We start from the raw sequence: 22,459 nt of genomic DNA on the forward strand, positions 1-22,459 counted from the left end.
CGCGGGGCCGCATGACGCGCGGCTGCCCGGCATGCGGCGCGGACAATGGCCGCCCTGGAAGCCGCCGCCGCACCCTTCCATGGCCCCGGGGCCGATCCGGCGACGGCGGCCGCCCGGCTAGGCCGGCCCGCCTCCCGCCTCCGCCGCCGCGATGCTGCGCGCCGCCGCCACGAAGCCATCCGGGTTGAGCGAGATGGAGTCGATCCCCTGCTCCACCAGGAAGGCCGCGAAGTCGGGGTGGTTGCTCGGCGCCTCGCCGCAGATGCCGATCTTCCGCCCGGCGGCGCGGGCGCGGTGGATGACATCGGCGATCACCCGCTTCACCGCCGGGTCGCGCTCGTCGAACAGCGCGCGCAGCTCGGCCGAATCCCGGTCGACGCCGAGGAGGAGCTGCGTCAGGTCGTTGGAGCCGATCGAGAAGCCGTCGAAGCGCTGGGCGAACTCCTCCGCCAGGATGACGTTCGAGGGGATCTCGCACATCACATAGACCTGCAGGCCCTTCTCCCCGCGCGTCAGCCCGTGCCCGGCCATCACCGCCAGGACCCGGTCCGCCTCCTGCGGCGTGCGGCAGAAGGGGACCATGACGATCAGGTTGTCGAGGCCGATCTCCTCCCGCGCCTTCTTCACCGCGCGGCATTCCAGCGCGAAGCCCTCGCGGTAGCGGTCGGAATAGTAGCGGGAGGCGCCGCGCAGCCCGAGCATCGGGTTCTCCTCCACCGGCTCGAACTCCGCGCCGCCGATGAGGTGGGCGTATTCGTTGCTCTTGAAGTCGCTGAGCCGGAGGATGACCGGGCGCGGGTGGAAGGGAGCGGCGATGCTCGCCACGCCGCGCGCGAGCGTATCGACGAAGTAGCTGGCCTTGTCGGGGAAGCCGCGGGTCAGCGCCTCGATCTGCCGGCGCGCCTCCGGGTCCTGCACCCGGTCGAAGTGGATCAGCGCCATCGGATGCGCCTTGATGACGGCGCTGACGATGAACTCCATGCGCGCCAGGCCGACGCCCTGGGCCGGCAGCCGCCACCAGCGGAAGGCGGCGGCGGGGCTGGCGATGTTCAGAATCATCGCCGTGCGCGTCTTCGGGATGGCGGCCAGGTCGATGTCGCTCGCGCCGAACTCCAGCGCGCCGTCATAGACGCGGCCCTCATGCCCCTCGGCGCAGGAGAGCGTCACCACCTGGCCGTCGCGCAGGCGCCGCGTCGCCTCCCCGGTGCCGACCACGGCGGGCAGGCCGAGCTCCCGGCTGACGATGGCGGCATGGCTGGTGGCGCCGCCATGATCGGTGACGATGCCGGCCGCCTTCTTCATCAGCGGCACCCAGTCCGGGTCGGTCGCCTCGGCGACCAGCACGGCGCCTTCGGGAAAGCCCTCGATATCCTCCGGGCTGCGCACCAGCCGCGCCTTGCCGCTGGCGATGGATTCGCCGACCGCGGCGCCGGTCAGGATCGGCCGCGCCTTCGATTGCAGCTTCCAGCTCCGCAAGGTGGCGCCCTGGCGGGAGCCATGCACCGTCTCCGGCCGCGCCTGGACGATGAAGAGCTGGCCGGTCTCCCCGTCCTTCGCCCATTCCATGTCCATCGCGCGGCCGTAGTGCCGCTCGATCGTCACGGCCCAGCGGGCGAGCTGCAACGCCTCGGCGTCCGAGAGGACGAAGCCGTCGCGCTCCCGCCCCGTGGTCTCCACCATGGCGGTGCGGGCGCTGCCGCCGCTGGCATAGACCATCTTGCGCGCCTTGCCGCCGCGGGCCTTCTCCAGGATCGGCACCTTGGCGGGATCGTCCAGCGGCGTCTTGAAGACGAGGTAGCGGTCGGGATCGACCGCCCCCTGCACGATCGGCTCGCCCAGGCCCCAGGCGGCGCTGATGACGACGACGCCGGGGAAGCCGCTCTCGGTATCGATCGAGAACATGATGCCGGAGCCGCCGAGATCGGCCCGCACCATGGCCTGCACGCCGATCGAGAGCGCGACCTTCAGGTGGTCGAAGCCCTGCATCTCCCGGTAGCTGATGGCCCGGTCGGTGAAGAGGGAGGCGTAGCAGTGCCGGCAGGCCTCCAGCAGCGCCCGCTCCCCCACCACGTTCAGGAAGGTCTCCTGCTGGCCGGCGAAGCTGGCATTCGGCAGGTCCTCCGCCGTCGCGCTGCTGCGCACGGCGACCGCCGGCTCCGCGACCCCGCGCGCCCGGGCCAGCGCGCGGTAGGCGGCGCGGATCGCCTCCGCGGTCGCGGCCGGGAATTCGGCATCGAGGAACAGGCGGCGGATGGCGGCGCCCGTCTCCTGCAGCGTCGCCGCACCGCGCTTGTGGGCATCGAGGCGCTCGGCGATGGCCCGGCCGATGCCATTGGCATCGACGAAGTCCCGGAAGGCCTCCGCCGTGGTGGCGAAACCGGGCGGCACCTGCACCCCGGCGCCCGAGAGCGCGCGGATCATCTCGCCGAGCGAGGCATTCTTGCCGCCGACGCACGGGACATCGGCGGCGCCCACCTCCTCCAGGCGCAGGACGGGCGGCGCGCTCATGGCGTGATCGCCACCTTCAGCACGCCGTCGCGCTGGTGGCTGAACAGGTCATAGGCCTCCTCGATCTGGTCCAGCCTGAAGCGATGCGTGACCAGCGGCTTGAGGTCCACCCGGCCGGAGCTGATGACCGACATCAGCCGCCGCATCCGCTCCTTGCCGCCGGGGCAGAGGGTGGTGATGATGCGGTGGTCGCCGAGCCCGGCCGCGAAGGCATCCAGCGGGATGCGCAGGTCGGTGGAATAGACGCCGAGCGAGGAGAGGGTGCCGCCCGGCCGCAGCACGCGCAGCGCGGCCTCGAAGGTGGATTGCAGGCCGAGCGCCTCGATCGAGACATCCACGCCGCGCCCCTCGGTCAGGCGGCGGATCGCCTCCACAGGGTCCTCCTTCGAGAAATCCACCACCTCATCGGCGCCGAGGCGGCGGGCCATCTCCAGGCGCTCCGGCACCCGGTCCACGGCGATGATGCGCGTCGCGCCCATCAGCTTCGCGCCGGCGGTGGCGCAGAGGCCGATCGGCCCCTGGGCGAAGACCGCCACCGTGTCACCGATGCGGATCGCCCCGCTCTCGGCGCCGCCGAAGCCCGTGGACATGATGTCCGGGCACATCAGCACCTGCTCGTCCGTGAGCTGATCCGGCACCGGGGCGAGGTTGGCCATGGCATCCGGCACCAGCACGTATTCCGCCTGGCAGCCATCGATGGTGTTGCCGAAGCGCCAGCCGCCCATCGGCTTCCAGCCATGCGCCGTGCCGGCGCCGTCCTGGGCGCAGAACCCGCAGAGGCAGGCATTGGAATGGCCCGAGGGCGTGATGGCGCCGGCGATGACGCGCTGCCCCTCGCGGTAGCCCTTCACGGCGGAGCCGAGCCGCTCGATGACGCCGACCGGCTCATGGCCGATCGTCAGCCCCTCGGCGACCGGGTACTCGCCCTTCATGATATGCACATCGGTGCCGCAGATGGTGGTGGTGGTGACGCGCATCAGCGCGTCCAGCGGCCCCACTTCCGGCACCGGCTTCTCGCGCAGCGCGATCCGGCCCTTGGCCGCGAAGACGGCGGCCTTCATCGTTCTTGCCATGGCGTGGTCTCCCCGTACCGCGCAAGCACAGCCGAAGGATCGTCCCCCTGCCTTGATCGGGCGCAAGTAGCCGGTGGAGCCGATCCCGGGCTTCGCCGCGGGCCGACACGCATGGTGGAAATGCATTCGCCGCAATGAGCGGGTCGCGATCCGGATCCAGATCTGACTTTGTCGTGTCCGAGGCGCCTGGCGGCCCATCCGGCAGGAGATGGGCCATGGCCGCGGCATCTCCCTGGCCGGAGACGCGCAGGCGCGGCCCCCGGCTTGCCGGCCCGACTGGCTGCCGGAAAGGACTGCATCATGGAATGCCTGGCCCGTTCGCGGGGAACGGCGGCGCGCCCGCCGGGCTGAAACGCCGCCCGGCATGGCCCGGGCGCCCGGGGTGAGTGCGCAGACGGCGTGCCGGCGCATTCGGCGGCCCAGCGCCGAAGGGCCTGTCACTCCGGAAGGCCATCACCGCCCGGGGCGCACCGCCATCCCTTCTCGGGGGGAGGGCGGTACCGTCATCGCCCGCACCGGACGCCCGGCACCGTGCTCCTGCCCAACCAACCGGTGGCGCCGGCGCGCCGGCTTCAGCCCTTCGCCGCCACCACCACCATCGCCGGCTTCAGCAGCCGCCCGTTCAGCGTCCAGGCCGGCGTCCAGGCCTGCAGCACCGTCCCCGGCGCCACGCCCTCGGGCGCCGGCTGCTCGGCCATTGCCTGGTGCAGCTCGGGGTCAAAGGGCTGGCCCTGCGCCTCCTTCCGGGCGATGCCGTGCCGCTCCAGGATGCCGAGGAAGCTGCGCTCCACGCCCTCGAAGCCCTCCCGCAGCTTGCCCAGCAGCTCGGGCTCGTCCTCCCGCTGCGCTGGCAGGGCCTCCAGCCCGCGGCGGAGGTTCTGCGCCGCCTCCACCACGTCGCCGGCGAATTTCTGGATGGCGTATTGCCGCGCATCCGCGACCTCCCGCTGGGTGCGGGTGCGGAGGTTCTGCATCTCCGCCTCGGCCCGCAGCCAGCGCTCGCGGAGCTGCGCCACCTCGGCCTCCAGCGCGGCGATGCGCTCCTCAGGGCTCGGCACGGCCGCGGCGGCGTCCTGGGCCGCGTTCGTCTCCTCCGCCGATGGGGTCACCGGCGGCGTCTCGGCTGGGTCGCTCATGTCCGTTCATGTCTGGCAAGGGGGAAGGTCCCTGAGACGGGACCGGTCACCCGGTCAGGTAGTGCCTGCGCGGCGCCAGGGCAACCGGGCCGCCACAGCCGGCCCCGCCCGGGCCGATGGCCGCGGCCAGGCCAGCGGCCGGAAACCCGCGCCCCCGCCGGGCGCTTGGCGAGGCGACCACCCGAAGCACCGTCGCACGGCCGTGCGGCAGAACCGCCGGTCAAGAACATGTCACGCCACCCCCCCGCGCCTGGATCGTTCGACCGGTGAGGGCGCAGGCTGCCCGGTGCCGGGATCAGGCAATCATTTCAGCTCAGGGGGAGAACCTGCAGATGGTACGTTGGCTTTTCGGTACGCCGCAAAAAGACACCCTGTCGGCCACGAACGAGAGCACCTTCATCTTCGGATTCGGGGGCAATGACAGCCTTCGCGGTGGCCGGGCTTCGGACACCATCTGGGGCGGCACGGGCAATGACACGGTTCGCGGCGATGGCGGCCGGACCGTCACCGACGACCCTCTCACGCGGCTCGGCGGCAATGACGTCATCCTCGGCGATGCCGGGGCGGACCGGCTCTGGGGCGAGGGCGGCGATGACGTGATCCTCGGCGGTGACGGGAATGACACCATCTACGGCGGCTTCGGGCGCGACGTGATGGTGGGTGGCGCCGGCGCCGACAAGTTCGTCTTCGGCACCATCATCACCTTCTATCCCAACACGCCCGGCACTTTCCTCTCCGCCGCCGCGGATACCGGGGTCGGCCCCGCCGCGCGCGACGTCATCCTGGATTTCACCAAGGGCGAGGACAAGATCGACCTCTCCCCGATCAATTTCTTCCAGCGCCGGCCGCCGGGCGATGCCGAGTTCACCTTCATCGGCACCAACAAGTTCAGCGCCACGCAGGATCGGCCGGAGGTCCGGTACGAGATCCAGGGCGACCGCACGCTCATCCAGATGGATGGCAGCGCCCTGCGCTATCCCTTCAACCAGCTGCCGGATGGCAGGCCGGACGCCGAGATCATGCTGGCCAGCGCCGTGAATCTGGCGGCGAGCGACTTCATCCTCTAAGCAGAAGCCGGCGCCGCCAGGTTGGGCGCGCGCCGGTTCTCATCGCCGGCGGGCCGGCCATCCCGATGGGCAATTAATAACGGCCGGCACGGATCCTGACCTGCGGCCGCCCTTGGCGGTCCCAGGGCTGGCGCGGCGGCTGCGCCCGAGCCAGCGGAACGGGATCATGCCGATCCGCATCCATGTGGTGCGTCGTGATCCCGGGGCGGGTTGCCCTGCCATGCCACTCCGCGAGCAGCGGCGATGCGGGCTCCGGGTCCGGCGCCACAGGGGGCAGTGAGGCCGCATCCGGCGGCGAAGCCCGCGCGGGGGGGCGCGGACAGCCCCTTGCGGCAACTCCACCCGTTGCGGCAGGCCGGCGCTGCCGCGGCGGCGCCCCGCGGCCAGGAAGCCCGTTCCGCTACAGCAGCACCAGCCCGGCCCGCGCCCCGCGCGCCACCGCATCGGCCCGGCTGCTGGCGCCCAGCTTCTGCAGCACCGAGGCGACATGCGCCTTGGCCGTATGGAAGGAGAGGTTGAGCCGCCGCGCGATCACCTTGTTGGAGGCGCCGGCCGCCAGCAAGTCCAGCACCTCCCGCTCCCGCCGGGTCAGCCCGGCCTCGACCGGCACCGGCTCCCGCCCCGCCAGCGTTGCCAGCGCCCCGGGCGGCAGCACGGAGAGCCCGCGCGCGACCGCGGTCAGCGCCGCCTCCAGCTGCGCCGCCGGCGCCTCGGGCGGCAGCACCGCGCGGGCACCCGCCTTCAGCGCCGCGACCGCCGCGGCGCCCTCGGCCAGGACCAGGACGGGCGGCCCCTCCCGCGCCGGCGACGGTGCCTCCGCCACCAGCACATCCGCAGCGTCCGGGTCGGCCACCAGGCGCAGGCCCGGGAGCGCGGCGAGCCGGGCGGTGAGCTCCGGCTCCGCCTGCCGCAGCGCGACCGCGACCGGGGCGCGGTGCGGCGCCGCCTCGGCGGCCGGGGGAGGCTTCAGGGGGGTATCGGCCAATGCCGCCATCATGTTCATGCCGCCGCGCGTTCGCCGATCCGGACCGGGATGCGGTGGGGCCGCCCGGCACGGATCAGGTCCAGTGTCACCGTGGTGCCGACGCTGTCGGGGTCAAGCCGCGCCAGCATGTCCCGCACCGTGCCGAGCGGCCCGCCATCCCAGGCGACCAGCACGTCGCCCAGCAGAACGCCGGCGAGGCCCGCCGGGCTGCGCGGATCGACACCGACCACGATCAACCCACGCACCTCCCCCACCTGCACCGGCTGCATGGCAAGGCCGAGATAGCCGCGCGCCACCCGGCCGCGGGTGCGGAGCTGCTCGACGGCCCGGGCGATGGTCTCGGCCGGGATGACGAGACAACGGCGCTTCGGCCCCGGCACGGCCATGCCGACCAGCCGCCCGGCATGGTCCAGCACCGCGCCGCCCTCGGCGCAAGGGTCGAGCCGCAGGCCGAGCTGGATCCGCCGGTCCAGCCTGCCGCCGCGCATGGACCGCCAGGGCCCGCCGGCGAGCGCCGCGATGCCGAAGCCGGCGATCGGGCCGTGCTCTCCGCGCCCCACCGCCAGCACGACATGGCCGGCCGCCAGCGCGGCTGGCGGGGCGGCGGCGAGCGGGACGAAGCCACCGGTCTCCGCCTTCAACAATGCGACATCGGTCCCCGGATCGCGGCCCGCCAGGCTCGCCGGCACCTCGCGCCCGTCCGGCAGGGTGAGGGAGAGCTCGTCGTCATGCTCCAGCGCCTCCTCGGCGGTGACGACCAACCCCTCGGCCCAGAGCAGGCCGGAGCGGGCGCGGCCGCCGCGGCCGTGGACGGAGACGACCCGGGCGGCGGCCTCGGCGGCCAGCATCGCCAGCCGGTCGGAGAAGGCGGCAAGGGGATCGGAGGGGAAGGCGTCGGTCATGGCGGGCTCCGCTGTCCCCCGGTAGCTGGGCACTCTGTCCCGCCCGGACCATTGCCCGGATGGGGAAGGCCGGATGGCCGACCCTGCCTCGATATGCCAGCCCCGGCTGCCCATATTCCCTGCATGCCCGATCACGACGTCGCGGCGCTGCTGGCGGATGCGGTGCACCAGCGGCGGGCCGTGCAATTGCTCTATGACGGCGCTTGGCGCGTGGTGCACCCGCATGCGCTGGGCCGCACCGGCCGGGGGAAGCTCTCCCTGCTGGCCTGGCAGACGGCCGGCCTCGGCCGCTCGGCCGAGCCGGAGGGCTGGCGGATGTTCGACCTCACCCGGGTGGCGGGGGCCGACCTGCTCCAGGCGCATTTCGCGCCGCGCCCGCAGCCGGCGAGCGGGCGGTGGACGGCCGGCATCGCGGAGCCGATGGCGGCGGTGTAGCCGCCCGCTCGAGGGCGCGGATGGCGCCGCCTGCGCGGGCCCACGCAGCCGTCCCTTGCGGCTGACCTTCCGACGCGCGCCGGAGGGGCCTGCCTGTCGTCCGGGCGATCCCCCTTTCGCCGCCTGCATGGCTCCACCCAGCCGTCGTTTGCCCTGCGGAGGAATGCGTGACCACCGGCACGCCAATCCGCGGCAGGCCGTCGTCTGCAGGGCAGCGTCACGCTCCGGGGCGTTCAGGCCCCGCCGCGATCCGCTGGTGCTCCTTGTTTTTTCGAGCAGCTTCACGTTCCCGGGCGATCACGCCCGTCCGCGATCCGCCCTAAGCGGCGGCCTGCGGCCGCTCCTCCGCCACCCCGGGCAGCCAAACCCGGAAGCTGGCCCCCGCGCCCTCCTCACTCTCGATCGTGAGCTGCCCACGGTGGCGGTTCACGATGTGCTTGACGATCGCCAGCCCGAGTCCCGTCCCGCCCGCGCTGCGCGAGCGCCCCTTGTCCACCCGATAGAAGCGCTCCGTCAGGCGCGGGATGTGCTCCTTCGGGATGCCCGGCCCGTCATCCGCCACCTCCAGCACCACCCCCGCCACGCGCCCCTCGCTGCGCCGGCCGGCGCCTTCCCCCAGGCCGACCCGCAGCCGCACCTCGCCGCCCTCGCGGCCATGCCGGACGGCATTCTCCAGCAGGTTGCGGACGACCTGGGCGAGCTGCTCGGCATCCGCGGGCACGGCCAGCGCCGCCTCCTCCAGCGCCGGCAGCACCGTGACGCGCCGCGCCTGCAGCAGCGGCTCCAGCGCCGCCAGCTCGGCCCGGGCGATCGCCGCGAGATGCGCCTGGCCGGTCGGCGGCTGGTGCTCCGTCAGCTCGATGCGCGAGAGGCCGAGCAGGTCGTCGATCAGCCGCCGCATCCGCTCGGACTGCTCCGCCATGATGCCGAGGAAGCGGGTGCGCGCCGCCCGGTCGTCCTCCGCCGGGCCGCGCAGCGTCTCGATGAAGCCGATCAGGCTGGCCAGCGGCGTGCGCAGCTCATGCGACGCGTTGGCGACGAAATCCGCCCGCATCCGTTCCACCGCCCGCTCCCGCGTCCGGTCGGAGAGCACGATGACGATCCGCCCGCCATCCGCCAGCGCCGGCTCCATCGGGATCACCTGCGCCGCGATCTCCCGCGCGACCGGCACCGGCAGCGCGAGGTCGGCGGTCTGCGGCCGCCGATCCGCCAGTGCCCGGTCCACCGCCGCGGCCAGGGCCGGGTGGCGCAGCAGCGCCGCCACATCGCCGCCCCCCGGGCCGCCCCGCGCCCCGGTGCCCTCGCCGCCGAACAGTGCCCGCGCCGCGGCATTGGCGCGCAGCGGCACCCGTTCGGGCGAGAGGACCAGCAGCGGGTCGGGCAGGCTTTCGACGATCGCCTCATCGGCCCGCCGCAGCCGCCCAACCAGCGCACCCTGCTCCGCCAGCGTCCGGGCGAGGCGGGAGACGCCCTCGGCGATCTCCTCGACCGCCGGCAGCAGCGGCGTGCCGGAAGGCGGGACCAGCCGGCCATCCTCGGCCGCCGCGCGCCGCAGCGCCTCGGCCAGCCGCGCCAGGTTGTGGATCCAGAGCGTGGCGACCAGCAGCGCGCCCAGCAGGCAGGCGAGCAGCCCGAGCAGCCCGGGCCCCGGCGCCAGCGCCCCGGCCAGCGTCAGGGCGAGCAGCACCGCGGCCGGCACCGCGCCGATCAGCCCGGCGGCGCCGAGGACGCGCCGCAGCGGCAGCCGGCCCATGGCCGGTCAGGTGCCGGGCATGCCGGGCACCGGCGCCGGCTCCACCAGGCTGGGCTCGCCCGAGGGATCGACCGCGAAGAGCGCCAGGCCCCGCTGCGCCAGCCCCCCGGTATCGAGCAGGATCGGCCCGTCCGCCCCCAGCATGGGCTGGCCGAGCGGCGGGTTGCCGCCCGGCTCCCGCACCGCCCGGGCGGCGAGCGCCGCGGCGTCATAGGCGATGCCGGCGCGGGCCGGCGGGCGCTCCCCGAAGGCGGCGTAGTAGCGGCTCTCGAAATTGGCGCGCGCCTGCGGGTCGGGGCCGGGGAACCAGGCGCCGAGGAGGGCCGGTTCCTGCGCCAGCGTCGTGTCCTGCGCCCAGAGCGCGGTGCCGAGGAAGCGCGGCGGGGCGGGCAGGCCGGCGGCCAGCGCCGCGGCGGCCTGCCGCGCCCGGTCGCTGGCATGGCCCAGCAGCACCGCATCCAGCCCCTCCGGCCCCGCGCGCTCGGCGAGGTCGCGCGCCGCGCCGGCGACATCGGTGATGCGGGGATGCAGCAGCACCACCGGCGCCGGCAGGCCGAGCGCCGTGGCCCGCGCCCGGAAGCCGGCGGCGAGGCGGCGGCCGAACTCGTCATCCGGCGCCAGCAGGCCGAGCCGACGGGCGCCGCCCGCGGCGGCGGCGGCGGCCATGCGCTCGGCCTGCTCGCCCGGCGTCACGCCCATGATCCAGACGCCGTTGCCGGCCTGGGAGGCATCGCTGGTGAAGGCCAGCACCGGCGCCCCGATGCCGCGGGCGGCCGAGGCGGCGGCCGCTGTCTCGCCGAGCGTCAGCGGCCCGGCGAAGGCGCGCGCGCCCTCCGCGATGGCGGCCCGCGCTGCCTCCCCCGCCCCGGCGGCGGTGCCGCCGGTGTCGCGCGGCAGGAATTCCACGCCCGGATCGGCCTGGTCGAACAGGGCGAGCTGGGCGGCGTTCAGCATGGCCTGGCCGAGGGCGCGGTTGCCGCCCGAGAGCGGCAGCAGCAGGCCGACCCGGCTGCGCGCCGGCTCGGCCGGCATGGCGACGGCCGGCGGCTGCACCATGACGACGCGCGACGGCGGGGCTTGCGGCGCGCAGGCTGCCGCGGGCAAGAGCAGCAGCAGGGCGGCCAGCCATCGGCGGCCCGAAGTCCGGCGAGGGGACCGACGCGGCGCGGAGCATGACGGAACTGGCAAGCGATCCTCCCGACCAACTGGGCCCCGATGGGGGGGCCGCCGCGGCATCGCCCGGGCTGACGCTGGTGGCGACGCCCATCGGCAATCTCGGCGACCTCTCCCCGCGCGCCCTCGCCACGCTGCGCGGCGCGGATGCCGTGCTGTGCGAGGACACCAGGGTAACCGGCGCCATGCTGGCACGGCATGGCGTTTCGGTGACGCTGGTTCCTCTGCACGAGCACAACGAGGATGACCAGACCCCTAAGGTCCTCGCACGGCTTCGTGCCGGGGGGCGGGTCGCGCTGGTCTCCGATGCCGGGACGCCGCTGGTCTCCGATCCCGGCTACCGGCTGGTCCGCGCCGCGATCGCGGAGGGGCTGCCGCTCCATGCGGTGCCCGGGCCGAATGCCGCGGTGACGGCGCTGACCCTCTCCGGCCTGCCGCCGCATCCCTTCCTGTTCCACGGCTTCCTGCCGCCGAAGGCCGGGCCGCGGGCCGCCGGGATCGCCCGGCTGCGCGCGGCGGAGCGGGCCGGGCTCTCGGCGACGCTGATCCTCTACGAGGCGCCGCACCGCCTGGCCGAGACGCTGGCGGCGCTGGCCGAGGGGCTCGGGCCCGACCGCCCGGCGGCAGTCGCGCGGGAACTGACCAAGCGCTTCGAGGAGGTGCGGCGCGGCACGCTGGCGGACCTCGCCGCGCATTACGCAACGGCCGAGGCGCGGGGCGAGATCGCGATCGTGATCGGCCCGGCGCCGGAGGAGCGCGGCACGGAGGAGGAGCTGGAGGCGCGGCTGCGCGAGGCGCTGGCGGCGGGGATGAGCGTGCGCGACGCGGCGGCGGCGGTCGCCGAGGCGACGGGGCTGCCGCGCAAGCAGGTCTATGCCCGGGCGCTGGAGATCGGGCGGGGATGAGTGCTTCGGCCGGGGAGGATCCCCGCGCGGCCCACGCCCGCCGCCGCGTGCTGTGGATGAACCTGCTCTTCGCCGCCGGGCTGGCGCTGGCGCTGCCCTGGTTCGCGGCCGGGCTGCTGGCGCATTGGTGGGGCCCGGCGCGCGGCACGCTCTGGGCGACGCACCATGCCTATGCGGTGCGCACCTTCTGGTTCGGCTTCATCGGGCTGCTCGCGCCCATCCTGGCGCCCGGCGTCGGGCTGGCCATGCTGGGGCTGGTCTGGCTCTGGTGCGCGGCGCGGATGGTGCGGGCCTGGCTCGCCTGGGAGCGGGAGGAGTGGATCATCGATCCCGGGCGGTTCGTCTGATACTTGACGCAGGACCTGCTGACGCATGTCCTGCCTCAGACGCCGGTGGCCCTCCGGGCCTTGGCTGCGCGGCACTGGCCGCGGCGCGCCTTCGCGCGCTCGGCCCGCTCCGCGGGCCGCAGGTCGGGCCGTCATGAGCCAAGTATGGTCAATCCGATCGGCTTGGAAGTCCGTGCGGCGCGGGCCGGAAAATCGCATGGGTTCAAGGGATCGCCCGCCGATGGCCGCAGCGTCTCCTGGCTGAACGGGCCACCAACGGCTTCTCCGTCGCCGGGCGGTTTGCGCCGCAAACCCTGGCCAGTCCGCACTGGCGGCGGCGCCCATCCGGAGGGCCGGCATGAATGGAGCAGCCATGCCGCTGGCATGAGGCCGGCGGCCGCCCTCACGCCGCGCCCTGCGGCGCGCGCGCCGGATCGAGGGCGGGCCGTAGCGGCACCCGTAGCGTGACCGTGGTGCCGGCGCCGGGCACCGAGCGGGTCTCGACCGCGGCGCCGATCTGCCGCGACAGCGCCTGGACCAGCCCGGTGCCGAGCCCGCCTTCCGGCGCGCCGGAGCCCGGCAGGCCGACGCCGTCATCGGTCACCACGACGACGAGGGTCCCCGCCTCCGGCCGCGCCACGACCCGCACCGTCCCCGGCTCGCCCTGCGGATAGGCATGCCGCAGGGCGTTGGTGATCAACTCGTTCGCCAGCAGGCCGAGCGGGATCGCCCGTTCGGCATCGAGCGGCAGGCGGTCCGGCAGGTCGCAATGCAGCGCGATGGAAGGCGCCAGCCCGCTGGCGAGCCGCACGAGGTCCCGCAGCATCCGGGAGAGGTCCACCGTCCGCAGGTCCTGGCCCAGATAGAGCGCCCGGTGCGCCTCGCTGATCGCCAGGACGCGCGCGACCGCGGCGTGCAGCGCCGCCGCCGCCGGCTCCGCCATCCGGCCGGCCTGGATGCGCAGCAGGCTGGCGACGAGCTGCAGGCTGTTCTTGATGCGGTGGTCGGCCTCGCGCACCAGCAGTTCGCGGTCCTCCAGCGCGCTTCGCAGCGCCGTCTCGGCATGCTTCAGGTCGGTGATGTCGCTGGAGACGCCGACCACGCCGATGACCACCCCGCGGGCATCGCGCAGTGGCGCCTTGGCGGAGCGGAAGACGCGGGTGCCGAGGCCGGCGGCGTCATAGACCTCCTCCACCACCTCGGCCCGGCCGGTCGCCAGGATGCGCCGGTCATTGGCCATCACCGCCTCGGCCTGCGCGGGGTCGTGGTGCCATTCGGCATCCGACCGCCCGAGCACCTCGTCGAGCGGCTTGCCGAGGACGCGCAAGGTCGGCGGGTTGGCGAAGAGGAAGCGGCCCTCATGGTCCTTGGCGTAGATCAGGTCGGCCGAGCACTCGCCGATCGCCCGCAGCAGCGCCTCGGTCCGCTGCAGGTCGTGCCGGATCTCGCGCTGCGCGGTGACGTCCAGGTTGACGCCCATGATCCGACGCGGCCGCCCCATCGCATCGGCCTCCAGCACCCGGCCGAAGGAGAGGAACCAGCGCATCGCCCCGTCATCGGCGCGGCGGATGCGGAAGACGAGCTGGTAGCGCCCCTGGCCGTTCCGGAAGCCGTCGCGCGCCGCCTGCCGCAGCGCCGGCCGGTCGGCCTCGTGCACCATCTCCAGCCATTCGGGGAAGGGCGGCGGCGTCCGCGCCGGGTCCATGCCGTGCAGCCGGTATTGCTGGCGCGACCAGCGGATGGCGCCGGTCGCCGCATCGAAGTCCCAGATGCCGAAGCCGGCCGTCTCCTCGGCCAGCCGCAGCTGCGCCTCGCTCTCGCGCAGCACCTCATGCGCCAGGCGGCGCTCGGTCACGTCGAGGTTGATGCCGATCAGCACCGGGCCGGTCGTGCGCTGCAGGCGCCGGGCCCGCGAATGGATCCAGCGGACATCCCCGGTATCGGCGCGCAGGACGCGGAACTCCTCGTCCAGCATCCCGGCCTCCGCCATGGCGAGGGTGGCGTCCCGCAGCCGGTCGCGGTCCTCGGGATGCAGCAGGGCCAGCCAGCCCTCGAAGTCGAGCCCGGCCGCGGTCGCCTCGTCCAGGCCGTAGAGCGCGCAATAGGCCGGGCTCAGCACCGCGGCGCGGCTGGCCGGGTGGTATTCCCAGAGGCCGCAGCCGGCGGCCTCCTGCGCCAGGCGCAGCCGCTCCTCGCTGGCGCGCAGCGCCTCCTCCCGCGCCTTGCGCTCGGTCACGTCGAGATCGATGCCGACCATGCGCACCGGCCGGCCTGCCGGGTCGCGCAGCACGGTGCCGCGGGCGACCACCCAGCGGAGGCCGCCATCGGCGCGGTGCATGCGGAACTCGGTGTCGTACGCGGCCTCGCCGGCGATGGCCCGCGCCAGCTCGGCCTCGACCCGCGGGGCGTCCTCGGGGTGGACCAGGGCGCGGAAGCCCGCGATCGTGCCGCCGAAGCCCCCGGGCGGCAGGCCGCAGGCCTCCTCCAGCCCCTCCGACCAGGTGACCGTGTTCGTCACGAGGTCCCAGTCCCAGAAGAACATGCGCGCCGCGCCGAGGGCGAGGCGCATCTGCTCGGCATGGCGGGCCAGCGCGGCGGCTTCCGCCTCCGCCCCCCGCCTGGCCAGGACATGCCCGGTCACCTCGCGCGCCGTCAGCAGCAGCGCGGGCGCCGCCCCCTCCGGCTGCGGCAGGGGCTGGAGGTCCAGGTCCCAGAATCGCTCGGCGCCGTCCGGCCCCGTGCGCCGCGGCACGCCGCGCAGGGCGAGGCCGCTGCGGCAGGCCTCGGCAACGGCTGCCGCGCCTGCGGCCGTGCCATGACCCGGAATGAGCGCAGCGACCGGCAGGCCGATTGGCTCGGCCCCGGCGAGGGCGCGGCAGGCCGGGTTGGCCTGGACGATCCGCCAGTCGGGCGCGGTGGCGATGGCAAGGGCCATCGGCGCGGTCGCCAGCATGGCCTGGAGGCGGACGGCAGCGGGGTCCCCGGCTTCGGCAACCAATGCGACGCCTCCTGGCAATTCTGCGCTCCGCAGCCACGGGAACCGCGCCGCGCCGGGGGCGGTGCGGCCCCTCCATGCCGTGAAATATGCCGTTGGGAATATCCGAATATTGCAGTCCCGGCAACAAAGAGCGAGGCCGGACAGGATCGGCGCAGAATTCACGAAGGTTTTTCTAATTCAACCATAACTGTATATTCGGGGTGGATTTGACCGGAAGTTCACCCCTGCCGCAGCGCGATCAGCCGCTCCTCCGCCTCCGCCGGATCCATCGAGAGCGCCGCTTCCGCCACCTCCCGCCCGAATCCCGCCCGGGCCAGCGCGGCCAGCGACTTCAGCCGCGCCGCGCGCGCCGCCTGCGGGTCCCCGGGCGGCGTCTGCGTGGCGAAGGGCCCGATCCGCCGGCGCCGGCATTGCGCCAGCGCGGCGTCCAGCTCCGCCCCTGCCTCGGGCAGCGCCGCCGCGGCCGTCTCCGCCGCCACGCCCTTGGCGCCGAGATGCGCCGCGATCGCCCGGCGGGAGCGGCCGGCGCGCGCCAGCCGCCGGGCGCGGGATTCGGCGAAGGCCGCATCATCCACCGCCCCGGCGGCCACCATGGCCTTCGCCACCGTGGCCGCCATCGCCCGTGCCGCCGCTGCCTGTGGTGCGATCGCCTCGGCCGCCGCGCCCTCCGCCTCCGCCCGCCGCGCCCAGCGATCCACCCGGCGCTGCAGCACGCGCTTCAGCCCGGCCTCGGTCGCGGCGAAGCGCGCGAGATGCGCCAGCGCCGCCTCCCGCAGCGCCGCCTCACCCGGCGGCGGGCCGGCGGGGCGGGGCGCCCGGCGCGGCTGGCGCTGGGGCTTGCGGGGCGGTCTCGACTCCTCGGCCATGGCGGCATCCTGCCATGCCGGCGCGCACCGGCCCAAGGACGGGGCTGGCCCGATCGCGCCCGGCGCGGCACAAGCCCGCCCCGGATCGGCGCGCGGGCCTGTCCGGACGCTCCGGCGTCCAGGGACCGCGCGGATCCGGTCGTCAGAAACCCAGCGAAAGCGGTGCGCGCCCAGGCCCGGACGCGCCTCGCCATCCCCCGGAGGAGACCCGCCATGGCCCGCTACCCCACCAACGGCCTGACGCTCGACCAGGCCAGTGCCATCATCACCGCCGCCCGCGCCAAGGGGCGGGAGCTGAACCTGCAGCCGCTGACCGTCGTCGTGCTCGATGCCGGCGGGCAGGTGAAGGCGATGCAGCGGGAGGACGGTTCCTCACTGCTGCGGCCCGAGATCGCCCTCGGCAAGGCCTATGGCGCGCTCGCGCTCGGCTTCGGCGGGCGGGAGCTGGCGCGGCGCGCCCAGTCCATGCAGGGCTTCATGAATGCCCTGTCCGACATCGCCGGCGGCAAGGCGGTGCCGGTGCCGGGCGGCGTGCTGGCCTGCGATGCCAATGGGGTGATCCTGGGCGCGGTCGGCATCAGCGGCGACCTTTCCGCCCAGGACGAGGTTTGCGCGGTCGCCGGCATCCAGGCGGTGGGCCTGAAGCCCGATACCGGCGACGCCGAATAGGCCGCCCCGGCCCCCGGCCCGCGCCGGGGGCAAACCCCCGTCGTTGCGGGGCGTTGTCCCGGGCAGACCCGGCCAGGGGCCGGATATCCGCACAAGGAGGCAACGCCACCCGATGACGCACCGTCAGCGACTGCTCACCATGACTGCCGCCCTGGCCCTCGCGGGCCTGCCCGCCCTCGCCCTGGCGCAGGGTTCCTCCGGCAGTTCCATGATGCCGCAGACCACCCAGACCAGCCCGCAGCAGGGCCCGCTCTCCGGCCATCCGGGCGCGCGGGCCGGCGGCGTGGCCGGCCAGACCAGCGGCCAGACCGTGCAGGGCGACACGGCCGGCCAGCCGCAGGGCGCCGCCGCGCCGGACCGCCAGACCCCGCCGCACATGCAGAGCCAGGGGCAGCCCGCCGGGCCGCAGTCCCGCAGCGCCGGCGCGCCGGACGGCACGCCGGGCAACCCGCCCAGCACCGCCACCCAGCGGGCCGCCGATTCGGCGACGGGCAACCGCACCCCGGCCGACGGCGCCCCCGGCAACCCGCCCGGCACCGCCGCCGGCCGCGCCGCGGATCGCGCCCTCGGCACCAACGCCACCGGCGCCAACCCGGCGGCCGATGCCGGGCGCAGCACCACCGGGGCCGGCGCCACCACCGGAGCGCTGGCGGTGGACAGCGCCGCCATCCGCAGCGGCCGGCGGGCGAGCAAGGTGATCGGCTCCTCCGTCTACAACGAGAACAACGAGAGCATCGGCGAGGTGGACGACATCCTGATCCCACCCGGCGGCAATTCGCCGATCGCGGTGATCTCGGTGGGCGGCTTCCTCGGCATCGGCGCCAAGCTGGTGGCGGTGCCCTATGAGCGGCTGCAGGCCGCGGGCGGCAGCAACAACCGCTGGACGCTGACCGGGGCGACCAAGGACAGCCTCGGCAGCCTGCCGACCTTCAGCTACGACAATACCGGCGAGCGCCGCGGCTGAACTGGGGGGCCTGGCCTCCCTCGACGGAACCCATCGAAGGCGCGGCCTTCGATGGGGCCCCGCCGCCCCCGCAGGGGGTGGCGGCGACCCCCGGATCCGGCCCGGCGGCTAGGCCGCCAGGCGGCAATCGGGGGCCAGGGTCTTCGACATGGCAAGGCCGGTGAAATGCACGCCGGCGCCGAGGTCGAGCACCACCGGCCGGGCCGGCCGGTAGCCCAGCGCGGCATAGAAGGGCACGCTGTTCAGCGTCGCCACCACCTCCGCCTCGGCATGGCCGGCGGCCAGGATCTCCGCCTCCACCCGCTCCATCATCATGCGGCCGAGCCCCTGCCGCGCATGGACCGGATCGACGGAGACCGAGCGGATCTTGGGCAGCGCCGATTCCTCGGCCGGGGCGCCGCCTACCTCCCGCCGCGCATAGCCGGGCCGCCGCAGGGACCAGCCGCCCGAGGCGGCGATGGCGCCATCCGCCAGCACCACCCAGTAATGCCCATCCTCCAGCAGCACGGACTCCAGGGTGCCGATCCGGTTGAGGAAGCAGTCTATTTCCTGTTGCGTGTAAAGATCGCGCGCCAATTGCCGCATGGCGCGTGCCTGCATGTCGAGCAGCGTCAGGTAGTCGCCCATGCCGGCGGGCCTGATTGCGATGGACTGGATGTTCATGCTTGCATCTTCCCGTGCGTGACTTGCGTCTTGGCCTGCCGGCGCCTCCGGCGATTGTCGCTCTCGCACAGGCCGGGGCCGGCGGTCCAACGAGTTCGGCTGAAGCTCCGGTTGAGCGTTCCTCATGGCCCTGGGGAGGCCTGGGATGATCGACATCGACCTGCTGCGCAGCTTCGTGGCGATCTACGAGAGCGGGTCCTTCACCGCGGCGAGCGAGATCGTCGGCCGCACCCAGTCCGCGGTCAGCCTGCAGATGCGCAAGCTCGAGGAGCAGCTCGGCCAGGCGCTGTTCCGCCGCGACCCGAGCGGCATCGTGCCGACGCCGCATGGCGAGCTGCTGCTGGCGCATGCCCGCCGCATCCTGCGCGCGCATGACGAGGTGCTGATCGCCTTCGACCGGCATGGCCGCCCGCCCGCGCACTGGAAGATCGGCATCTCCGCCGATTACGGCCAGGTGCTGCTGCCGCGGGTGCTGGCGGCGATCGAGGCGGCGCGGCCGGGCACCCGGATCGACGTCATCTGCGGCCCTTCCGCCGACCTGGCCGGACAGGTGCTGGACGGCCGCGTGGACCTCGGCTTCCTGGGGGAGGGCGAGGGGCTGGGCCACGGCCCGGTGGTGCACCGGGAGCGCTGCATCTGGGCGACGGGCGGGGAGGCGCATCTGCGGGACCCGCTGCCGCTGGCGCTGCCGCCGCGGCAATGCCTGTACCGCCGCTGGGCCTGCGACCGGCTGGACGCCATGGGGCGGCCGCACCGCATCCTCTATACCTCCTACTCCATCGGCGGCCTGCAGGCGGTGGTGCGCGGCGGGCTTGCGGTGACGGTGATCTCGGAAGGCGCCCTGGTGCCGGGGATGCGGGAACTGACCGAGGCGGAAGGCTTCCCGTCCCTGCCCGACGTGCTGGTGCGGATGGTGCGCTGCATGGCGCGCGACGATGCGCTGCTGCGGGAACTCGAGCAGGAGCTGGCGCTGCGGCTGGGGGCGGTGGAGCGGGTCTGATGCCGTTCCGCATGAATACTGAGATTTGTGCCGCCGCAGGCGCCGGCGCCGCCTGCGGCGGCCTGGCGACGTGGAACGGGGCTGCGCTCCGATCAGGCCAGGTTTCCGGGCCGGGGGCGGAGGTGCTGGAACGCCTCAGGCCCGCCGCATCCACCTCTGCGGAGGCGCTATGCCGGCTTGAGACGCTCGGGCCGCAGCCGGGGTAGCGGCGGGAAGGTGAGGGCGATCGCCACGGCCCCGAGCCCGATCGCGAGCGAACTGAGATGCATCCCCGCATAGCTGCCGAAGCGGTCGAAGATCCAGCCGCCCACCGCCGGCCCCGCCGCCATGCCGAGGCAGGACACCATGGTCGCGGCGCCGAACACCGTGCCCATGACGCGGGGGCCGAAATAGTCACGCGCCAGCACCGCATAGAGCGGCATCACCCCGCCATAGGCGAGGCCGAAGACCGCGGCGACGGCATAGAACTCCCCGAGGGTGCTGGCCGGGAGGAAGGCGCCGATCGCCAGCGCCTGCAGCAGCAGGCCGCCGATCAGCACCGGCTTGGCGCCGTGGCGGTCGGCGAGCACGCCGAGCAGCAACCGCCCGCCGAGCCCCGCCAGGCCCTGCAGGCTGTAGACGCTGACGGCGGCCATGGCGGAGAGGCCGCAGACCATGGCGTAGCTCACCACATGGAAGATCGGCCCGGCATGCGCGAGGCAGCAGGCGAAGAAGGTCGCGGCCAGCACCACGAATTGCCGGCTGCCGAGCGCCTGGCGCGCGGTGAAGCCCCCCTCCGCCGGCGCGGCCGCCCCGCTGGCGGCCAGGGCCAGGGCCGGCGGGCGGCGCAGCAGCAGCGCGGCCGGCAGCAGCACCGCCCAGGCAACCAGCCCGATCACGAGCTGCGCGGTGCGCCAGTCATGGTCGGTGAGCAGCCATTGCGCGAAGGGCGCGACGGTGACCGGCGCCATGCCGAGCCCGGCGGAGACGAGGGAGACGGCGAGCGCGCGGTTGCGGTCGAACCAGGCGCTGGCCGTCGCCATCATGGGCGCGAAGAAGGCGCCGACCGCCGCCCCGAGGAACAGGCCGTAGGCGAGCTGGAAGGCCAGCAGGCTCTCCGCCCGGCTGGCCAGCACCAGCCCGGCACCCAGCAGCAGCCCGCCGGCAAGCCCGACGATCCGCGGACCATGGCGGTCGCTGACCCAGCCCCAGAAGAAGGCGCCGAGCCCCATGGCCAGGAAGGCGATCGTCATCGCGGCGGAGATGCCGGTGCGCGACCAGCCCGTATCGGTGGCGATGGGGTCGAGGAAGACGGCGAGGGAGAACATCGACCCCATGCCGATGCAGCCCATCAGCGCCCCGATGGCGACGATGACCCAGCCATAGTGTCGTTCCATCCGCGTCTTCCTCCCGCAGGGCCCGCGCCGACCGGCACCGGGCCCCGTCCTGGTCGCCATCGTCCCAGATCGTGGCCGCGACGCAAACGGCCGTATCGCAAGCGGGCCGCATGCCGGCCGCGGGCAGCGCGGCGCGGCTGCGGTGGGTGCGCCTGTCCCGACTGGCTGCGTGCGGAATGGGCCCGGGGCGGATCGCCGCGGGGCCGGGAGGTCCCCTGGCGTGAATCGGCCCCGGGCGGCCGCTGCCCGCCATTGCCGCGGTGCCGGCATCATCCGGAGAGGGGTTCCAGGGCGGCCCGGCCCGGCCCGCCCGCCCTGCCGTCCCGGCCCCTGCCCCAGATTGTCACCCGGGACGATTTGACGGGCTGCCCCGTTTCCGGCCAAATCCCCGGCTTCCCCCGATGAAGCGCCCGCATGACCGCGACGGCGCAGGGGAAGTCTGGAGACCACACCGGTGATCCCCGCCCTGATGCCGACCTACAACCGCGCCGACCTCGCCTTCGAGCGGGGCGAGGGCGCCTGGCTGTGGACGGTGGACGGGCGACGATTCCTCGATTTCGGCTCCGGCATCGCCACCGCCTCCATCGGCCACGGCCACCCGCACCTGGTGCAGGCCATCGCCGAGCAGGCCGCGAAGGTGATGCACACCTCGAACCTCTACCGCATCCCGCAGGCCGAGAGGCTGGCGGCGCGGCTGGTCGAGACCTCCTTCGCCGACAGCGTCTTCTTCTGCAACTCGGGCGCCGAGGCGAATGAGGGCATGATCAAGGCCGTCCGCAAATACCATGCGGAGAACGGCCACCCCGAGCGCAATGTCACCATCTGCTTCGAGGGCGCCTTCCACGGCCGGACGCTGGCGACGCTCGCCGCCACGGGCAACGAGAAGTACCTGGCCGGCTTCGGCCCGCCCATGCCGGGGTTCAGGCATGTGCCCTTCGGCAACATGAACGCGGTGCGCGACGCGATCGACGGCACCACGGCGGCCATCCTGGTCGAGCCGATCCAGGGCGAGGGCGGCGTGCGCCCGGCCTCGCTCGACTTCCTGCGCGCGCTGCGCGCCGCCTGCGACGAGTTCGGCATCCTGCTCGCGCTCGATGAGGTGCAGACCGGCATGGGGCGGTCCGGCAAGCTCTGGGCGCATCAGTGGGCCGGGATCGAGCCGGATGTCATGTCCTCGGCCAAGGGCATCGGCGGCGGCTTCCCGCTGGGCGCCATCCTGGCGAAGGAGAAGGTGGCGCAGTACCTGAAGCCCGGCACCCATGGCAGCACCTATGGCGGCAACCCGCTCGCCTGCGCCGCCGGCAATGCGGTGCTGGACGTCGTCCTGGCGCCCGGCTTCCTTGGTCAGGTGGACCGCGTCGCCCGGCATCTCTGGCGCGGCCTGCTGGACCTCGCCCAGCGCCACCCGGCGGTGATCGAGGGCGTGCAGGGCGCCGGCCTGCTGCTCGGCATCCGGCTGAAGCCGGAGGTCAACAACGGGGAGGCGCAGAACGCCGCCGTGGCCGAGGGGCTGCTCACCGTCGCCGCGGGCATGAACGTGCTCCGCCTCGCGCCGCCGCTCATCATCTCCGAGGCCGAGGCGGACGAGGCGCTGCGCCTGCTCGACCGCGCCATGCTGCGTTGCACGCCATCCCATGCCAAGGACGCCGCGAAGTGAGCA

19 protein-coding genes are annotated in these 22,459 nt (G+C 74.2%); 8 read left to right on the forward strand and 11 right to left on the reverse strand.

The annotated features are described in order from the left end of the window. Positions 1-117: 117 nt before the first annotated feature. The 3 genes from ppsA to LHA35_RS00915 form a co-directional block, all read right to left on the reverse strand. The gene (gene ppsA, locus LHA35_RS00905; RefSeq protein ID WP_226603301.1) at positions 118-2,508 is read right to left on the reverse strand and encodes a phosphoenolpyruvate synthase; all 2,391 of its coding nucleotides are present in this window, start codon (positions 2,506-2,508) and stop codon (positions 118-120) included. Continuing rightward, positions 2,505-3,581, reverse strand: coding sequence for an NAD(P)-dependent alcohol dehydrogenase (locus LHA35_RS00910; protein WP_226603305.1), 1,077 nt, complete (start codon positions 3,579-3,581; stop codon positions 2,505-2,507). The genes ppsA and LHA35_RS00910 overlap by 4 nt, the downstream gene beginning before the upstream one ends. Positions 3,582-4,153: 572 nt before the next feature. Beyond that, positions 4,154-4,717 (reverse strand): nucleotide exchange factor GrpE, encoded by a 564-nt coding sequence (locus LHA35_RS00915; RefSeq protein ID WP_226603310.1) that lies wholly within the window; start codon positions 4,715-4,717, stop codon positions 4,154-4,156. A 332-nt stretch (positions 4,718-5,049) separates the two neighbouring features. Here LHA35_RS00915 and LHA35_RS00920 point away from each other — a divergent pair, with 332 nt between their 5' ends. Beyond that, the gene (locus tag LHA35_RS00920) at positions 5,050-5,784 is read left to right on the forward strand and encodes a calcium-binding protein (RefSeq protein ID WP_226603311.1); all 735 of its coding nucleotides are present in this window, start codon (positions 5,050-5,052) and stop codon (positions 5,782-5,784) included. A gap of 400 nt (positions 5,785-6,184) precedes the next feature. Here LHA35_RS00920 and LHA35_RS00925 read toward each other — a convergent pair whose 3' ends face one another. Both LHA35_RS00925 and LHA35_RS00930 read right to left on the reverse strand, forming a co-directional pair. After that, positions 6,185-6,769: a helix-turn-helix transcriptional regulator gene (locus tag LHA35_RS00925; RefSeq protein WP_226603315.1), complete on the reverse strand. Its 585-nt coding sequence runs from the start codon at positions 6,767-6,769 to the stop codon at positions 6,185-6,187. A gap of 14 nt (positions 6,770-6,783) precedes the next feature. After that, positions 6,784-7,671, reverse strand: a complete 888-nt coding sequence (locus LHA35_RS00930; RefSeq protein ID WP_226603321.1) for a S1C family serine protease — start codon at positions 7,669-7,671, stop codon at positions 6,784-6,786. 123 nt (positions 7,672-7,794) lie between these two features. Between LHA35_RS00930 and LHA35_RS00935 the strand changes: the two genes are divergently transcribed. Beyond that, positions 7,795-8,106 carry a WYL domain-containing protein gene (locus tag LHA35_RS00935; RefSeq protein ID WP_226603326.1) on the forward strand — a complete coding sequence of 104 codons (312 nt, stop codon included), beginning with the start codon at positions 7,795-7,797 and terminating at the stop codon, positions 8,104-8,106. Between the two features lie 319 nt (positions 8,107-8,425). On the opposite strand, the gene LHA35_RS00940 is transcribed toward LHA35_RS00935, so the two are convergent. Next, a complete protein-coding gene (locus LHA35_RS00940) occupies positions 8,426-9,859 on the reverse strand; it encodes an ATP-binding protein (protein ID WP_226603329.1) in 1,434 nt (477 codons plus the stop codon). A gap of 6 nt (positions 9,860-9,865) precedes the next feature. Then, the gene (locus LHA35_RS00945; RefSeq protein WP_226603335.1) at positions 9,866-10,915 is read right to left on the reverse strand and encodes a penicillin-binding protein activator; all 1,050 of its coding nucleotides are present in this window, start codon (positions 10,913-10,915) and stop codon (positions 9,866-9,868) included. A 116-nt stretch (positions 10,916-11,031) separates the two neighbouring features. Between LHA35_RS00945 and rsmI the strand changes: the two genes are divergently transcribed. Continuing rightward, on the forward strand, positions 11,032-11,937 hold the full coding sequence (rsmI, locus tag LHA35_RS00950; protein ID WP_226603341.1) for a 16S rRNA (cytidine(1402)-2'-O)-methyltransferase: 906 nt from the start codon (positions 11,032-11,034) through the stop codon (positions 11,935-11,937). Then, positions 11,934-12,284: a hypothetical protein gene (locus LHA35_RS00955; RefSeq protein WP_226603344.1), complete on the forward strand. Its 351-nt coding sequence runs from the start codon at positions 11,934-11,936 to the stop codon at positions 12,282-12,284. Before rsmI ends, LHA35_RS00955 begins: the two co-directional genes overlap by 4 nt. A 382-nt stretch (positions 12,285-12,666) precedes the next feature. Here LHA35_RS00955 and LHA35_RS00960 read toward each other — a convergent pair whose 3' ends face one another. Then, positions 12,667-15,261: a PAS domain-containing protein gene (locus LHA35_RS00960; protein WP_226603345.1), complete on the reverse strand. Its 2,595-nt coding sequence runs from the start codon at positions 15,259-15,261 to the stop codon at positions 12,667-12,669. Between the two features lie 218 nt (positions 15,262-15,479). Next, positions 15,480-16,127, reverse strand: a complete 648-nt coding sequence (locus LHA35_RS00965) for a RecX family transcriptional regulator (RefSeq protein ID WP_226603346.1) — start codon at positions 16,125-16,127, stop codon at positions 15,480-15,482. Between the two features lie 213 nt (positions 16,128-16,340). On the opposite strand from LHA35_RS00965, the gene LHA35_RS00970 reads away from it, so the two are divergent. Both LHA35_RS00970 and LHA35_RS00975 read left to right on the forward strand, forming a co-directional pair. After that, on the forward strand, positions 16,341-16,796 hold the full coding sequence (locus LHA35_RS00970) for a GlcG/HbpS family heme-binding protein (protein ID WP_226603348.1): 456 nt from the start codon (positions 16,341-16,343) through the stop codon (positions 16,794-16,796). 139 nt (positions 16,797-16,935) lie between these two features. Then, on the forward strand, positions 16,936-17,760 hold the full coding sequence (locus LHA35_RS00975) for a PRC-barrel domain-containing protein (protein ID WP_226603352.1): 825 nt from the start codon (positions 16,936-16,938) through the stop codon (positions 17,758-17,760). A gap of 108 nt (positions 17,761-17,868) precedes the next feature. On the opposite strand, the gene LHA35_RS00980 is transcribed toward LHA35_RS00975, so the two are convergent. Continuing rightward, on the reverse strand, positions 17,869-18,423 hold the full coding sequence (locus LHA35_RS00980) for a GNAT family N-acetyltransferase (protein WP_226603356.1): 555 nt from the start codon (positions 18,421-18,423) through the stop codon (positions 17,869-17,871). A 145-nt stretch (positions 18,424-18,568) separates the two neighbouring features. Here LHA35_RS00980 and LHA35_RS00985 point away from each other — a divergent pair, with 145 nt between their 5' ends. Next, positions 18,569-19,423 (forward strand): LysR family transcriptional regulator, encoded by an 855-nt coding sequence (locus tag LHA35_RS00985; protein WP_226603358.1) that lies wholly within the window; start codon positions 18,569-18,571, stop codon positions 19,421-19,423. Positions 19,424-19,590: 167 nt separating this feature from the next. Here LHA35_RS00985 and LHA35_RS00990 read toward each other — a convergent pair whose 3' ends face one another. Further along, positions 19,591-20,799 carry an MFS transporter gene (locus tag LHA35_RS00990; RefSeq protein ID WP_226603360.1) on the reverse strand — a complete coding sequence of 403 codons (1,209 nt, stop codon included), beginning with the start codon at positions 20,797-20,799 and terminating at the stop codon, positions 19,591-19,593. Positions 20,800-21,253: 454 nt separating this feature from the next. Here LHA35_RS00990 and LHA35_RS00995 point away from each other — a divergent pair, with 454 nt between their 5' ends. Next, positions 21,254-22,456, forward strand: coding sequence for an aspartate aminotransferase family protein (locus LHA35_RS00995; protein WP_226603362.1), 1,203 nt, complete (start codon positions 21,254-21,256; stop codon positions 22,454-22,456). The last annotated feature ends 3 nt before the right edge of the window (positions 22,457-22,459 follow it).

The organism is Roseicella aerolata (assembly GCF_020523605.1).
GTDB lineage: Bacteria > Pseudomonadota > Alphaproteobacteria > Acetobacterales > Acetobacteraceae > Paracraurococcus > Paracraurococcus aerolatus.

What these genes read in the sequence shown, in the direction of transcription:
- LHA35_RS00955 (WP_226603344.1), top strand. Translation starts at nt 11,934, where the DNA reads ATGAGTGCTTCGGCCGGGGAGGATCCCCGCGCGGCCCACGCCCGCCGC.
- LHA35_RS00985 (WP_226603358.1), top strand. Translation starts at nt 18,569, where the DNA reads ATGATCGACATCGACCTGCTGCGCAGCTTCGTGGCGATCTACGAGAGC.
- rsmI (WP_226603341.1), top strand. Translation starts at nt 11,032, where the DNA reads ATGACGGAACTGGCAAGCGATCCTCCCGACCAACTGGGCCCCGATGGG.
- LHA35_RS00940 (WP_226603329.1), bottom strand. Translation starts at nt 9,859, where the DNA reads ATGGGCCGGCTGCCGCTGCGGCGCGTCCTCGGCGCCGCCGGGCTGATC.
- LHA35_RS00970 (WP_226603348.1), top strand. Translation starts at nt 16,341, where the DNA reads ATGGCCCGCTACCCCACCAACGGCCTGACGCTCGACCAGGCCAGTGCC.
- ppsA (WP_226603301.1), bottom strand. Translation starts at nt 2,508, where the DNA reads ATGAGCGCGCCGCCCGTCCTGCGCCTGGAGGAGGTGGGCGCCGCCGAT.
- LHA35_RS00935 (WP_226603326.1), top strand. Translation starts at nt 7,795, where the DNA reads ATGCCCGATCACGACGTCGCGGCGCTGCTGGCGGATGCGGTGCACCAG.
- LHA35_RS00965 (WP_226603346.1), bottom strand. Translation starts at nt 16,127, where the DNA reads ATGGCCGAGGAGTCGAGACCGCCCCGCAAGCCCCAGCGCCAGCCGCGC.
- LHA35_RS00990 (WP_226603360.1), bottom strand. Translation starts at nt 20,799, where the DNA reads ATGGAACGACACTATGGCTGGGTCATCGTCGCCATCGGGGCGCTGATG.
- LHA35_RS00910 (WP_226603305.1), bottom strand. Translation starts at nt 3,581, where the DNA reads ATGGCAAGAACGATGAAGGCCGCCGTCTTCGCGGCCAAGGGCCGGATC.
- LHA35_RS00915 (WP_226603310.1), bottom strand. Translation starts at nt 4,717, where the DNA reads ATGAGCGACCCAGCCGAGACGCCGCCGGTGACCCCATCGGCGGAGGAG.
- LHA35_RS00975 (WP_226603352.1), top strand. Translation starts at nt 16,936, where the DNA reads ATGACTGCCGCCCTGGCCCTCGCGGGCCTGCCCGCCCTCGCCCTGGCG.
- LHA35_RS00945 (WP_226603335.1), bottom strand. Translation starts at nt 10,915, where the DNA reads ATGGTGCAGCCGCCGGCCGTCGCCATGCCGGCCGAGCCGGCGCGCAGC.
- LHA35_RS00980 (WP_226603356.1), bottom strand. Translation starts at nt 18,423, where the DNA reads ATGAACATCCAGTCCATCGCAATCAGGCCCGCCGGCATGGGCGACTAC.
- LHA35_RS00930 (WP_226603321.1), bottom strand. Translation starts at nt 7,671, where the DNA reads ATGACCGACGCCTTCCCCTCCGATCCCCTTGCCGCCTTCTCCGACCGG.
- LHA35_RS00920 (WP_226603311.1), top strand. Translation starts at nt 5,050, where the DNA reads ATGGTACGTTGGCTTTTCGGTACGCCGCAAAAAGACACCCTGTCGGCC.